The organism is Alteromonas lipotrueae (assembly GCF_019249255.1).
Lineage (GTDB): Bacteria > Pseudomonadota > Gammaproteobacteria > Enterobacterales > Alteromonadaceae > Alteromonas > Alteromonas lipotrueae.
The window spans coordinates 154,134-167,468 of the sequence record NZ_JAESDJ010000008.1; the positions used below are offsets into that span (position 1 = coordinate 154,134).

Genomic DNA, 13,335 nt, shown 5'->3' on the forward strand with positions numbered 1-13,335 from the left:
TATAAACATGTTTAAAAAACTAACACTTGCCGCTCTTCTTACGACTACCGCTTTTGCTGGGAACGTATCAGCTGATGACAACATTAACCCGTGGAAGCACTGTGGTATTGGCGCTGTTATCTTTGATGACAATGGCACAGCTGCTGCAATTTCAAACATTATTTGGGATTTAGGGACAACTGCGGTTTCTTCAAAAGTATCATCTGCTGATTCTTGTGAAGGTAAAATGGCTACTGCTGCTGTATTCATTCAAAATAACTTTAACAACGTTATTGAAGAAGCTAGCCAAGGTTCAGGCGCACACCTAACGGCAATGCTTGATATTTTAGAAGTAAACGAAACGGCTCGCGCTGATGTTGTTACGGCTGTTCGTGCTGAAATGGCATTATCAGTTGCAGCAAACGAAGCAACTAGCCCAGAAGCTTTCTACAACGCAGTTGTAGCAAACATCTAGTATTGTGGGCAGTGACATTACCGCAAGCGGGAATGCCACTGCCTCATCTTGCTATATTAAGATTAAAACAAATTTTTAAGCTAATTCTTGAGCCAAATCTTCCTATTTTACTTGCTTGGCAATAGTCATAATGCTTTGCCCTTGTTTTACTGAAGGCCCCGATAATCCGTAAAGCGCAAAGCCGCTTTCTGGCGCAATAACAGTTTCAACCGTATTGCCAAAATAGTCTTTTACTACCCCTAACATATCACCTTTTTTCAAAAATTGGCCTGTAGTAATTTCAGGAAACCATAAACCCGAAAAGTTAACCGGTACAGAAAAAGTACCTTCAAAATATCGACGGTCAGGTGCCCCCTGTGAAGCTAAGTCAGCTTTGCTGGTATTAATACTAGAAGGCGAAGTAATACCCAAAATACGAGTGGCCTCTTCAAGCCCTGTTACCATCGCATTTATGTGCTCTTCTTTTTTTGAGCCGTTCTCACCAATTTCAACCAAAATGGTAGGTGCACCATGGGCTACCGCTTGGCGATTGAGCGAACGACGAGTATCAACTTGTTTTTGTGTTTTCATTTTGTAGGTTACGATATTTGGGAATTGAAACCCTTCTGCCACTAACATGGCTTGTGCGTAATTACTGGAAAGCGGCCCACCATAGACACCCACAAAACCGGCAAGCCACTCAGCTCCATCACCACTATGAAGGTCGATAATAAAGTCGGCTTTTGCAATAACGTGGTTCGATAGATTCCACGCTATTTGCTCTGTCTGCGTGCCTTCAACCTTGCCCGGAAAGCTTCTGTTTAGGTTCTTTCTATCATAAGGGTTTACGTAAATACTTTTCTCTTCAAAAGCAGGTATATGCGCTACTCGCACCGCAATGATAGTACCGGCTATCGTACTAGGATCGATATTCGCAAGCCATTTTTCAGTGGCCAATATTGAATTATATTCATAGCCATGAACGCCAGCGATGGTAGCAAGTACAGGTCCTGACTTACCCCCATTGATAACGGTTACTGGGATAAAGGTTTCTGGTTCAGTGCTGTTCCCCCCACCCGTTCCCACAGGAATACTAATGTTTTCTCGGCTACCTTCGGCCACTAAAGTGCCTGCAACTTCTATGTCTTTTGCACTTGCCCCAAACCCAACTAATAAAAAACAAATAGAGAGGATACTGACCCAAGAATACGTTTTAAACTTCATATTTTTACCTAGTTTTCGATATAAAATAGATTGTTTTTGTAATGCTATAACATCACCTTAGCCAGTGATTATACACTGCCCAATGCCAGCTTAAACGATTAATTTAATAAGGAATGTGAGCTTGAAACTAACATTGGGTAATGTATTTGCTTTTAAACGCTAAGGCTTGCAGGAAACAAAACATGACATAGTTGCGCCTTGGTATTCTTTAAGGCGCAACTAAAATTCGTGAACTTACGCGCGACTTTGGAATTTACGCTCTTCGGTATTTACCTTTATCCACTCGCCAGTACTGATGTACTCAGGCACTTGAACCACTAGCCCCGTCGATAACGTAGCAGGCTTAGTCCGCGAGGTTGCAGATGCACCTTTAATAGAAGGGTCAGTTTCAGTTACCTCGAGTTCTACACTCATTGGCAAATCTAGCGCCACTGGCACATCGCTTACAATTAACACCTGAATAGACTCAGTCTTTTCGTTAATAAACAAAGCTTCGTCAGCAATGCTTTCTTTGTTTAGGTGGTATGGCGTGTAATCTTCGTTATCGAGGAATACATACTCGTCGCCATCAATGTAAGAGAACATCACAGGGCGACGCACTAAATCAGCCATTTCTAGCATGTCTGAATCTTTGAAGGTTTCATCAAACTTAGCGCCGCTAACCACGTCATACATGCGCATGCGATAAATACTACCACCCGCACGGCCCTGAGGTACTGAACGTTCGATATCTCTCACAATACACGTTTTACCACCATAAACGATGGTGTGATTCTTTTTAATTTCACTTGCCTTTGGCATGGTCTTACCCTGTTATTAATGGCCTTTAACGATTGGCGGGCCATGTTAAATTATCGCCCTATCTTCCGGTAATTGAGTGTTATAGTCAAAGCCGTTACACCTTTATTGAACAAACATCTGCTACACTTGGTTCAGCCCTAGTTCCTTTTGTTTTTTCTTAGTAAGTCCTAGCGACACTATTTTGTAAGACTCATGTAAGTAGTACCTCAACTCTTCGTTGAGATCTTCTACACTTTGTTCAATGTTTATTTTAGGTTGAGCTTCAGCGCCACCAAATTGCTGGATCCATTTCATGCCCCGAGACGCAAAATAAGGCGCGGGGCGATACCCGGGTTTTTCGCTCAAAAAATGGTAATTAAGCTCTGAGGTTTTGAAAATAAAAGCGGGTTCACCGTTTTTGCCTAAACCGCCTATGGCAAATACTTTACCGCCCACCTTCCATACATGGGACTTATTCCATTGCATTACATAAGTTGTAGCCTTTAAGCCACCACAAAACTGATTAAACTCGTCGTAGGTCACTGTGCTTCACTATCTTTCATTGTCTTTCACTGTGGCTGTTTGAGGTGTACATGGTTTTGGTTCCCTCAAAGCTATCGTACAAGGCTTGATGACTTTGCTTGGAAAAGGTATCTGTTCTATTTTCATAGTCCTTTATCCAGTCTAACAACATACTTAAATTAGCATCTTGTGCTTGCTTAGACGCATACTTATGAGGTTCCCATGGGCGTGCCTTAGCATTCTCTACACAAAGGTTAATGGGTAGATTTAAGAAGATAAGCTCATCGGCATAAGGCAAGACTTCAGCGAGCAAATCGGAATAGCAACCCTCAATAACCCACGATGTATTTTTAGATAAGAAAGTTTCAATAAGCACCTTTGATTCGCTGATAGGCAAACGACTAGGTGGGCTAGAGGACGCATTTGAGGGCGCCCAGGCCACCGCGTCCAAATCTAAATGCGCGATGTGGCGCACCTTTACCAAATTCTTAGCTAAGGTAGACTTTCCTGAACCTGAGTTTCCAAAAACGACAATTTTTGTCATGACTCACCTTGTTATTAGCGCTATCACGTGGCTCTATTGTCGAAAACTTGCCAACTTGTACACTAAGTTATTTTTTACCGCCGCCCATTCAGAATTAATAATGGAAAATACCACTGTGTCTCTAAACGAACCATCTGGTAGACGTTGATGCTGCCTAAGTACCCCATCCTGTTTTGCGCCGAGACGAGCAATTGCCTTACGCGATTCAAGATTGTGCCAGTGAGTTCTAAACTCAACAGCAATAACGTCAAGCACCTCGAATGCATGGTTCAGTAGCGCTAATTTACATTCCGTGTTTACCGACGAGCGCTGATGACTTTTTGCATACCAGGTATAACCAATTTCTACTCGCTTGTTTGCATAATCTAGATTGCAAAAACGGGTACTGCCGATCACTTTCCCACTTAGTTTTTCAACCACCACGAAGGGTTGGGACAAGCCATCTTTTTGCTGCTGCAATGCCAGAGAAATATAAGTGTCAATAGCGTCTGGTCGTGGCACCGAAGTAAACCAGAGCTCCCATAGTTTTCCATCACTCGCAGCGTCTGCCAAATCATCAGCATGTTCTTCCCGCAAAGGCACCAGCACAACTGATCCGGCATCAAGCTCATTTTCTGGTAAAAACATTGTATATCCTGCTTCCTTTTCAGTTTAACTAAACTAGCGTTAGCATTGTTTTTTAGGTCTTTTGGCCACTTTAAGCAAAGGCATAGGACCAACGAGCATCGTCGGGTCCATTTGAAAATCTAGGTCGATAATTTCCCAGCCCTGCGAACCAAGTGAATTCAGGTACTTTTCAACATCTTCGACAGTAAGCTCTGTCAAAATATCCCTTTTATTAGCGCACGAATATTATTTCTGACGTTGTTGATTACTTAAAAGCTACACTAAATAACTCAACGCCTACAAGTCATTGCTACTAACATACACAGCAGCCCGTTTACTGTCACCATCTCCAATGACAAAATCACTTTTACCATCTTGATTTATATCGAGAATGGCAAGGCTCCAGGGGTTTGAAATTTGAGGGTGCTTGAAACTTATAGACTTAAATGACGACTTAGTTCCCAATATTGCAAGCACTTCACCTGACCAACTGCTGATTAACACATCATCAATTCCGTCATCATTTATATCGCCCGTGGCAATTTGTTTAGCGCCTGCTGAAGCGTTAAATTCTGATTTAGCGACTTTTAGAAAATTACCACGACCATCGCCCAGCATAATGGTAATCACACTGCCATTTGTCGCTACGATAACATCATGGTTTCCATCGCCATTCATATCAGCAAGTTCAATAGCAAAGGGCGATTCCGGTTGGGCTAACATGCTTAAAGAAAAGCGCATTTGCTTATCGCCAGTATTTAGCAATACGCCAATATCTCGCTGATTTGGAGTAACAATATCTTCAAAACCATCGTTATTGATGTCGCGAACAGCAAACCCTCGGTATGGGTCACCACCAGCGTTAATAACCTTACCAGGCGTTTTAAATCTTCCTGCACTTAAGCCTTTTAGTACCAGAAGCCCATTGTGGCTTCTGTTATCTACAATTAAATCTGGCGTTTCATCACCATCAAGGTCACTTAATTTCACAACGTGGGGATGAGGCTTTACGTTAATATTTAAGGGGGAATGCGGCGGCTCGACAAAGGTTCCACCCCCCTTGCCAAAGAGCACAGTAATGTACGAAGTTTCATGATTGGCAACAACCACATCAACGTGTCCGTCTGCGTTTATGTCTGATAACGCTAACCCCGAAGGGCTATCCCCTGCAGCAAAAATTCCGCCGCGATTTAGGGTACCCTTCCCGTCTGAAAGATAGGTAATGATATTATTGTCGGATGCGTTAGCAATAACCACATCTTGGTTTCCATCGGCGTTAATATCAGATGCGACAATTGTTGGTTGCCCAGCCCCTACTTCAACAATGGTTGATGTGTAGTTTATGTCGTCAATTTTAATAGGATCTGCCAAAGCGTAAGCGCAAAGTAAGCTAATAGACATAGAAAGGAAATAAATTGCTACGCTCACTTTATTCATGTTTCATCCTCATTTACCGTAACTCCACTTATAAAAGCATACCCATGAGATAAAAAAGTGCTACGCATCTTGTCGCACGCTAGCAAAGAGTGGACGATGTGATTCACAGGCTTGCCGATTACTACCGTACGAACTCAGTATAGATGGTGTACTAGGGCAATCGGAACCCTCCACAGCATGGATGCTGTGGCGAAGTAGCCCGCTATGTTTCAGAGTGAGGGTTGAGAGCGAGCCTCATGACCCTCTACCGCAAGGATGCGGCAGCGGAGCCCCCATGGATGGGTTTACGGCGTGTCATGAGGCATGCGCTTCGCCCTCACTGACTATTGAAACAATACAAAGTCGTTGACTTTTTATTCGGCAAATTAAATACTGCGGTTATGACATTACGCACATTGCTGTTTTCAGCACCGCGCCAAGGTTTGGCGTTAAACTCAATTATCCTCCTCGCTATTATTATTAATAATTGGCGGGAAAGTTAGTGCGTACGTAAAACATCACTAAAACCCGCCGCCAAGGCGGGTTTTTCTTAAGTCTGTCTTCGCGGTAAAAACAAACGAGACGACAGCCATGAACAACATCACTCAGTTATTAGCCCGTTTGCACAACGCGGTAAACGAAAACGACCCTGCTTCGGTTAGCGCCTGCTATGGCGATAATGCCAAGGTGGTATCTACGCCGCTGAAAGGCACAGCCCAGCACGATTGTGTTAGCGCACTACAAACTTTCCAACGCAAATACATGCCGGAGCATATCGTTACCACCGGCGATGAAATTGTAATTGAGGCGGGTGATGTAGCCTTAGTAATCGCTAAGCTTTACCTAGTGCCAAAAGCCGCTCCCCACACATTACCTTGCGAAGGCAAACGAGCGGTGTATGTGATGCAGCGAAACGACAGCGGTGAATGGCGATGCATTATCGATAACTTCTTTGGCACCGATTTACTCGACTTTGCCTGAGACTTTGCAGAAGCATTAGGCCCGGCGCTAGTCAGTTTTATCAGTAATACGACAAAGTGAAGCTCGGGCAAGTTACCTTTATTTTGAAGCCGGAACGTTTTGTGTCAAAGTAACGCATCAAAATTTTCATTGGCGAATACAGACTGTTAACGCTAAGCAAGGACTATAAACATGTTTACCACTGCTTCGATTTCTTTTAAGACCGCACTGCGACCTATTGCCGTGTCTTGTTTAGCGCTAAGTGCGCTATCGGCATGTGTTACCACACAACAGGCTGACACCGCGGCCGTCGCACCAGAAGCTTCGTTTTCACTATCAAACTCAGTGAAATACCAACGCCAGAGCAAAGAATATCCACTCCTTAGTGCCTATGTTTACAAACAAGCTACCGCTGCATTGCCCGCGTCTTTTGATAATCAACAAACCCCATCGGTGATTGTATTAGATGTAGATGAAACTGTGCTTGATAACAGCCTTTATCAAGAAGAGCGTGAGTCGAAAGGCATGGGTTATTCAAGCGAAAGCTGGAATGCATGGATTAAACGAGAAGAAGCTACGTTGGTTCCTGGTGTAGACAAGTTTCTAGCAACGGTGATTGAAAGAGGCGGGAAAATTGCCCTTATTACTAATCGCGATAAAACCTTAGACGCCCACACATGGAATAACTTGCTTGCTATGGGCTTGCCGCTTACACCAAGCAACACCTGTATTATGGGCAGATTACCTGCCGACAAAGAGGCCGTTGATCATAAGTACATTGTGAACGATAAAGATCGTCGCCGTAATGCTGTAAAACAAGGCTCGCCAGCTTGCTCACTTACTAATGAAGCAGCAAGTGATAGTTGGAACAAACCGCATAATATTATTATGCAAATTGGCGATAATATTGAAGATTTTCAAGGAGTAACGCAGGAAGACGCTTATCTGCCAGCGATACTGCCTGAAGTCGGTACTAGCTTGTTTATTTTACCTAACCCTATGTATGGTTCTTGGTAAGCGTAGTTAGCCTTAAACGCTTAAGCCTAACTGGTGCCCTAACTAGTACTGTAATTAGCTTATCGTTAAACTAGTTTTGCTGTTGAGCCAGCTCTCTTTCGCTTTTTAGCCCCAATACCTTTTTAAAAAAAAGGCTGGCGGGGCAAAAGCCAGTAAAACTCTGCTGAAATAGGTTGGCGCCAACAAATACCGTAAACCATACAAAGTTTGGATGAACCCACACCGTTAACACTACCGATAACAACACCATGAAACCCGCAAAAGCGGTTAATGCTTTTTCTTGAGACATTATCATTTCCTCTTAAATAATCGCACCCAGTTAATTAATGGTACACCGCTAATTCGTACAAAAATCGCGACTACATTTGTTTGCTGCGCAAACTAATAAAAAAACCTAAATGCAAAATAGACGTTACTGGCGTCTTCGAATTGAGCAAAGAACGTATGCGATTCTTCGCCACTAAATAAATTAACACCGCCTCGAACCTGCCACTTATCGGTAGGGGAATAGCTGGCGCTAGCTTTCAAGTAACCATCATTATCCGTAGGCGAATAAAATAGAAAGCTATTGATGGTGAGGGTTTGTCGCCATGCCTGCCATGTAATACGACCTGTAACCCAATACCGATACGCTTCTTGCTCATATTCTGGGTAGAGTGAGTGAACCAATAAAGCATCATGATGTTGAGTGGCTTCGGTATACCACTGCACAGCGCCCGTTACATTAGCCATTACTTCTTGGCTATAACCAAGTAAATACCGGCTCTGGGAGTTACTCACAGATGGATCAGTTCCTTCGCTATCATCTACACTCCGGTAATACGCATACTCTGCATTTGCAATCCCTTTACCCAACGGCATAACTACGCTGGCGCCAATGGCATTTAAGCGGCTATAACGCGGCGCACCCAATTCATCTGTGGCCGTAGGTTGCTTGGTATAGCCTCGATATCCGTAAAGCGCAGCCTCAATACTCCCAAACGAGCTGCTAAATGTACGATGCGCCCGCAACGCCACTTCACTACCACTTGGCGTATTGTCATTACTTACGGTATAAGCTGGCGCGATATTTTCATTGGCTTGGGGGCTAAAAAAGGAAAATACTTCTCCTGTAATACCGATATCAGGTTCAAATTCAGGTGTCACCACAACATCTATATTTATGGCCTCCCAATACCCCGATAGCTTAATAGAAGCACTGGGCGCTTTTAAATACTCATCATCACGGCCAGAAAAAAATGACTGATAATCTTTTGGAAAAAGATCGTTTAGAAAAACATAATCACCAGTTCCCCAGGTAAGCACCTGCTGTCCGATTTTTAGATCAAAAGCATTGCCCCATTGGCCCAAGGCAGCAAGATTGCCTTGCCATGCTAGCTCACGTATCTGAAATTCTCGTTGATGTTTAACGCCGTCGTACCACGCATCGCCCCGAAAACTAAGTTTTGATGCTGCTAGCGCATAGTCAGCACGCAATTGCACTCTTGCATCTCGCAAGGTGCTGCTAGCATCAATGGCGGCATCATTAGCCACTCGGTTTCCTGCCGCGAGCTCGACAAATCCGCTTAAGGTGTAAGCGGTAGCGTTAATATCCTTCTCGCCCCAGTCTTCGCTATCCCAATTATCGTCACTCCAACCTTCGTTGCCCCAGCTGTCATCCTCCCAGCCTTCATTTTCCAAACTATCGTCACTAGCAGGCTCAGGGTTGTCGATTTGTTCAGTTTTAGCGGGTATATCTTGTGCAATTTCATTCTGCAGTTCTTGTGAATACACCGGTAGTGAAACACTTATTCCCAGCAGCGCTAGTGCAAGTAGCGCCGCTCCACGTGATTTCTTTCCCAATAGCGCGATTCCCAGTGGCTCGGTCTCAAAAGGTGCGCTATCAAAACATTTCCCTGAAAAAAGCTGTGCTCCCCGCATCACGATTACTCCACAAACTCTCGTGGAGGAACCCGCAAGCTCCGTTCACTGAATATGCTGTCCGGCAAGGCGATATCGTACTGAATACCGCGAAATTCCATTAAGGTATAACCGCCTGATGCTAAATCAGACACCTTGCTTCGTACTACCGTTGGGTACCCTTGAACTGTGTCTACTGATACCGCTTCAACACGGCGGTAATTATCATCTCCTTTGAAAAAGTTTATTAGCGTAGGTAAATAGGTTTGCTTGTCTATCTCTACGACATAATGTGAGAACTCTACGCTACCGGCGCTTTTAGGCGTTGCGCGTAACACATAGTGGGTATCGGTGGTATTTTGCATAGTGAAGTTGTCTTCTGACACTGCACGGCCCGACACATCTTCATAAAAAAAGTGTGAACCGACAAACGAGGTGCGTTTATCGCCAGCGGCAATGCGCTTTACTAAATCAAGGGCCGGCAAATACAACCAACGATCATCATCGGTATCAATGTTGGTGTGCTTTTCAACTCTAAACACCGTGCCTTTTACTTCGGTTGGGCGGCTGAAAAACACCAGCATTTTTTGGTCGCCGCTTTCAGTACCTTCATTGTTTAGCACGTCTTTACGCAAAATCGTGAACTGACGCATTTGTTTGCGCCCTTGACTATCTACAATGATCATTCGCGCCATTGATTTACCGTCATTGCCTGCGTAATAGGCGGCCTTTTCTGACTTCGCAATAATACTCGCCACGTCTTCTTGCGCATTCGCGGTAACGGGAGTCACCGCGGCAAAAGAAAAGCAAAGTAGCAACATACTCGTTAGCCAAACACGAACACTCGAGTTGGAGGTCTTTGTGTTGATGTGAGTGTTAATGTGAGTATTAGCGCGTGCCATACCAGGGAAATCGCGATTAACATTTGTGATGTGAAGCACAGATTTACGCATATTAAGCTCCTTTAAAAACCCAACGTTTTAGAAATACCATGGCCGCGGGTAAGACCAACAACGTAACCAAGGCTGATACCGCCATGATACTCGCCAAGAAAACACCCACCGTTATGTAAGGCACTAACGGCGCTAGCAGTAAAGGGGTGAAGCCCAGTGCTATCACCAACGCATTGCGCGTTATTGCACTGGCAGGCTCATCAAACATAGCGTCTAAGGTGTCTGGCACACTGCCCGTCTCCTTATAGATTTCCCGCGCCCGAGCAAGGAAGTGAATAGCGAAATCGACAGATAGTCCCAAGGTAAGCGCCGAAAGTACAGCAATAGGCATGTCGTAGTCTTTTCCCACAATGCCAATAAGCCCGTAAATAAAGGTAATCGTGATGGTAAGGGGGAGCATGGCGAGTACGCCAAAAACAAAAGAACGAAATAGCAGTACCATCATCACAAATACAATGACAAAAGCGCTAAGCAAACTTTCCAACATGCCTGTTACCATGTTTTCTTGCCACACCACATTTAAATAGGCTTTACCCGCCCAGTCGTAGTTCAGCCCTTCCGGTAGTGGGTTATTCGCAAAATAATCTTCAACAAGCGAAATCACATTCGTCATATCTTGGTTATCACCGCTGGTTAGCTGCAGCCAAATCAGGGTTTGGCGATAATCCGGCGTGACAAAGTGCCACAGGTCTTGCGGACGATGGGAAGACTGATATTGCATTAGTGTTTGTGCCACGCCTCGGTTGTTAGCAGGCAATACATAATCTTCCTCGTTACCAGAGCGAAGCTCACGATTCACCACTTTAACTACATCAACCAAAGACTGTGATTTACCAACTAAAGGCTGAGTAGCCAAGTACGCTTGTAACCTTTCAATATGCTCAAGTACTGCGGGCTGTTGGAAGGTATTGGCATTCCCATTCGCGGCATCAACGACTTGCAATAAGCTGTCTAACGCCGTTTGTTCATTATCGTTGAGATTGCTAAACAACGCATCATCAATGCGCATGGCAAGCTCCGACATTTTGTTAGCGTCATCGTTCTGGCTTATCGCGGCCTGGGTTTGCTCAACCCATTCATCTAAACTTGAAGGTAGTTTTGCCTCATTTAACACCTTACTTGCATCAATGTTTTCATTGGTATCTGTAATCACCAAATAGGCATTATACGTGCCCGCAAACTCTGTATTTAAGGCCCTGTCTGCCACCCTTATTTCATGGTCTTTTTTGAACCAACGTACGGGGTTGTCGTTAATATTAATTTGGGTAATCCCCCACGCTGATACAAGAGTAATTGCACCAAATACTGCGATAATCAGCGCTCTGTGATTCAGCGCAATATAACGTAGTTTATTAACGGTACGTTTTAGTAACGTGGTATTGCCTTCACTATTGTCAGCTTCTTCATTTTGATGCAGCGCGACTTGAAGTTTGTTTAATGCCGCAGGTGACATACGGGATATATAAGCGGGAATAAACGTAAGGGTAATTAAAAATGCCAATAAAATGCCAAAGCCAATATAAGCACCAAAGATCTGCACGGGCGGTATCGGGGTTAGCATTAAAGAGAAAAAGCCTGCTGATGAAGTGAGTGAGGTAAACAGCATGGGCTTAAACAGGTGCTCAACCACGTGAGTGATCACCTTACCTGCATTTTCACCTGGCTTATAACGGTCGGAAAATTCAGACAATATGTGTACTGAGTCGACTACCGCGATTGGCATGAGAAAAATGGCAATCATGGATGACATGATGTGCACAGTGAATCCCATGCCAATGAGAGCACCCATGGTAATGATAACTGTAGCCATCGCCACTATCATGGGCGCAGTAATAAGCGACCAATTTCTGAAAAAGAAGAACAGAAGAATAAAAATCATGGCACCAGCCGCAGGTGCAGCAATGGCCATTTGCACAAACATTTCTACCCCAAACTGATCTTCAGCAACAGGTAAACCTGTGATGTGCCATTGGCCTGCCGTGTGAACATTCGTTAAATAAGCGCGAATATCTTGGGCAATGCGATAACTTTCATTCTTGTCGGCAATAGGGATATAAATAGCAGCAGCGTTACCTGAAGACGCAGCCAGTGTGTCGTACAGTAACGGCAGTCTTTCGATAGATTTTTGTAGTTCAGCACTTGCGCTTTCGGTTTCAGGTGGGCTGGCCATTAACCATGAAAATTCAAGACTACCGTCACTACCTTGCTTAATGTTGTCTACCGTTGAAAATGCCATGACGTCTTGGCTAATAACACCCTCTATGGCAAGTACATGGTTAGTCACCTGGTGGATGGCCGCCAAGGTTTCTGGCGTGTATATGCCGTTTTTGGACTCGTCGCTTTTTGCAAGATTGTCCGCTACCACCAAGCCAACCACTATCGCATCGTGCATGGCGAAGGTTTGCTTTACCTCATTATGAAAGGTACGAGCACGATGAGATTCCGCCAGCATGTTTTCAGGATCGGTATCAATCTGAATTAACCGCATTTGAAAAGCGGCAAATGCCGTTATCACGGCGAGAAAAAAATACACCCATCGCCCTTTGTGCGTGCTTACATGCAAAAGCATATCAATTGCTAATTTCATATCAAAAACCTTAATATATTAGATTTTTATTATATTTGTAAATTGTGCAGTAAACAAGCACATTTTCAAGCAAGGTAACCGTGATTGACATTGTGTATGTACATGTCGGTAAAAAACGACACAGCAGTAGGAAAAAATTTCCCACCTCGTTTTATAAACATACGCCTATAAAACCCCAAACGTTTAAAATATAGATCAAAATAGATACACATCAACAATTTACAAATAAACTTGAACGACCTTTAGTTTTGGCACAAGTTTAGCATTAATTAGACTAACGGATAACAACAGGTGTAGAGCATGATGCTAGGAAGGCATACCGTTACCACGAAGGTAACCATGACATTACAGACTTTATCTGCGCAGGCTGACAACATTGGACGTAAAAGGAACT

14 protein-coding genes are annotated in these 13,335 nt (G+C 44.0%); 3 read left to right on the plus strand and 11 right to left on the minus strand.

Annotated features, from left to right (window positions below; all coding sequences use genetic code 11):
- Window positions 1-7 precede the first annotated feature (7 nt).
- The gene (locus KYS23_RS12850; protein ID WP_218418968.1) at window positions 8-454 is read left to right on the plus strand and encodes a DUF3015 family protein; all 447 of its coding nucleotides are present in this window, start codon (window positions 8-10) and stop codon (window positions 452-454) included.
- 102 nt (window positions 455-556) lie between these two features.
- Here the strand turns inward: KYS23_RS12850 and KYS23_RS12855 are convergent, their stop codons facing one another.
- From KYS23_RS12855 to KYS23_RS12885, 7 genes are all read right to left on the minus strand, one after another.
- Window positions 557-1,657 (minus strand): M14 family metallopeptidase, encoded by a 1,101-nt coding sequence (locus KYS23_RS12855; protein WP_159533844.1) that lies wholly within the window; start codon window positions 1,655-1,657, stop codon window positions 557-559.
- 234 nt (window positions 1,658-1,891) lie between these two features.
- Window positions 1,892-2,458: an elongation factor P-like protein EfpL gene (gene efpL / locus KYS23_RS12860; RefSeq protein WP_013786447.1), complete on the minus strand. Its 567-nt coding sequence runs from the start codon at window positions 2,456-2,458 to the stop codon at window positions 1,892-1,894.
- A gap of 120 nt (window positions 2,459-2,578) precedes the next feature.
- The gene (locus KYS23_RS12865; RefSeq protein WP_218418970.1) at window positions 2,579-2,980 is read right to left on the minus strand and encodes an MmcQ/YjbR family DNA-binding protein; all 402 of its coding nucleotides are present in this window, start codon (window positions 2,978-2,980) and stop codon (window positions 2,579-2,581) included.
- 16 nt (window positions 2,981-2,996) lie between these two features.
- Entirely contained in the window at window positions 2,997-3,503 is a 507-nt protein-coding gene (locus tag KYS23_RS12870; RefSeq protein WP_218396850.1) for a P-loop NTPase family protein, read from the minus strand.
- Window positions 3,504-3,536: 33 nt separating this feature from the next.
- Window positions 3,537-4,130: a GNAT family N-acetyltransferase gene (locus KYS23_RS12875; RefSeq protein ID WP_126874032.1), complete on the minus strand. Its 594-nt coding sequence runs from the start codon at window positions 4,128-4,130 to the stop codon at window positions 3,537-3,539.
- A 39-nt stretch (window positions 4,131-4,169) separates the two neighbouring features.
- A complete protein-coding gene (locus tag KYS23_RS12880) occupies window positions 4,170-4,328 on the minus strand; it encodes a hypothetical protein (protein WP_013786451.1) in 159 nt (52 codons plus the stop codon).
- 78 nt (window positions 4,329-4,406) lie between these two features.
- A complete protein-coding gene (locus KYS23_RS12885) occupies window positions 4,407-5,546 on the minus strand; it encodes an FG-GAP repeat domain-containing protein (RefSeq protein WP_218418973.1) in 1,140 nt (379 codons plus the stop codon).
- Window positions 5,547-6,116: 570 nt separating this feature from the next.
- Between KYS23_RS12885 and KYS23_RS12890 the strand changes: the two genes are divergently transcribed.
- Together KYS23_RS12890 and KYS23_RS12895 are read left to right on the plus strand one after the other, a co-directional pair.
- On the plus strand, window positions 6,117-6,506 hold the full coding sequence (locus KYS23_RS12890; protein WP_218418975.1) for a YybH family protein: 390 nt from the start codon (window positions 6,117-6,119) through the stop codon (window positions 6,504-6,506).
- Window positions 6,507-6,677: 171 nt separating this feature from the next.
- The gene (locus KYS23_RS12895; RefSeq protein ID WP_246604384.1) at window positions 6,678-7,502 is read left to right on the plus strand and encodes a 5'-nucleotidase, lipoprotein e(P4) family; all 825 of its coding nucleotides are present in this window, start codon (window positions 6,678-6,680) and stop codon (window positions 7,500-7,502) included.
- A 70-nt stretch (window positions 7,503-7,572) separates the two neighbouring features.
- On the opposite strand, the gene KYS23_RS12900 is transcribed toward KYS23_RS12895, so the two are convergent.
- From KYS23_RS12900 to KYS23_RS12915, 4 genes are all read right to left on the minus strand, one after another.
- Entirely contained in the window at window positions 7,573-7,791 is a 219-nt protein-coding gene (locus tag KYS23_RS12900; RefSeq protein WP_218418977.1) for a YgaP family membrane protein, read from the minus strand.
- A 92-nt stretch (window positions 7,792-7,883) separates the two neighbouring features.
- Complete coding sequence (locus tag KYS23_RS12905; protein WP_246604386.1) at window positions 7,884-9,344, minus strand: hypothetical protein; 1,461 nt, start codon at window positions 9,342-9,344, stop codon at window positions 7,884-7,886.
- Window positions 9,345-9,427: 83 nt separating this feature from the next.
- Window positions 9,428-10,354 (minus strand): outer membrane lipoprotein-sorting protein, encoded by a 927-nt coding sequence (locus tag KYS23_RS12910; protein WP_218418978.1) that lies wholly within the window; start codon window positions 10,352-10,354, stop codon window positions 9,428-9,430.
- A 1-nt stretch (window position 10,355) separates the two neighbouring features.
- Window positions 10,356-12,941, minus strand: coding sequence for an efflux RND transporter permease subunit (locus KYS23_RS12915; protein WP_218418979.1), 2,586 nt, complete (start codon window positions 12,939-12,941; stop codon window positions 10,356-10,358).
- Window positions 12,942-13,335: the final 394 nt, after the last annotated feature.

Bases quoted from the DNA above. Each gene is read 5' to 3' on its own strand.
- KYS23_RS12850 (WP_218418968.1), top strand. From the start codon at position 8: ATGTTTAAAAAACTAACACTTGCCGCTCTTCTTACGACTACCGCTTTT.
- KYS23_RS12855 (WP_159533844.1), bottom strand. From the start codon at position 1,657: ATGAAGTTTAAAACGTATTCTTGGGTCAGTATCCTCTCTATTTGTTTT.
- efpL (WP_013786447.1), bottom strand. From the start codon at position 2,458: ATGCCAAAGGCAAGTGAAATTAAAAAGAATCACACCATCGTTTATGGT.
- KYS23_RS12870 (WP_218396850.1), bottom strand. From the start codon at position 3,503: ATGACAAAAATTGTCGTTTTTGGAAACTCAGGTTCAGGAAAGTCTACC.
- KYS23_RS12875 (WP_126874032.1), bottom strand. From the start codon at position 4,130: ATGTTTTTACCAGAAAATGAGCTTGATGCCGGATCAGTTGTGCTGGTG.
- KYS23_RS12885 (WP_218418973.1), bottom strand. From the start codon at position 5,546: ATGAATAAAGTGAGCGTAGCAATTTATTTCCTTTCTATGTCTATTAGC.
- KYS23_RS12890 (WP_218418975.1), top strand. From the start codon at position 6,117: ATGAACAACATCACTCAGTTATTAGCCCGTTTGCACAACGCGGTAAAC.
- KYS23_RS12895 (WP_246604384.1), top strand. From the start codon at position 6,678: ATGTTTACCACTGCTTCGATTTCTTTTAAGACCGCACTGCGACCTATT.
- KYS23_RS12900 (WP_218418977.1), bottom strand. From the start codon at position 7,791: ATGTCTCAAGAAAAAGCATTAACCGCTTTTGCGGGTTTCATGGTGTTG.
- KYS23_RS12910 (WP_218418978.1), bottom strand. From the start codon at position 10,354: ATGCGTAAATCTGTGCTTCACATCACAAATGTTAATCGCGATTTCCCT.
- KYS23_RS12915 (WP_218418979.1), bottom strand. From the start codon at position 12,941: ATGAAATTAGCAATTGATATGCTTTTGCATGTAAGCACGCACAAAGGG.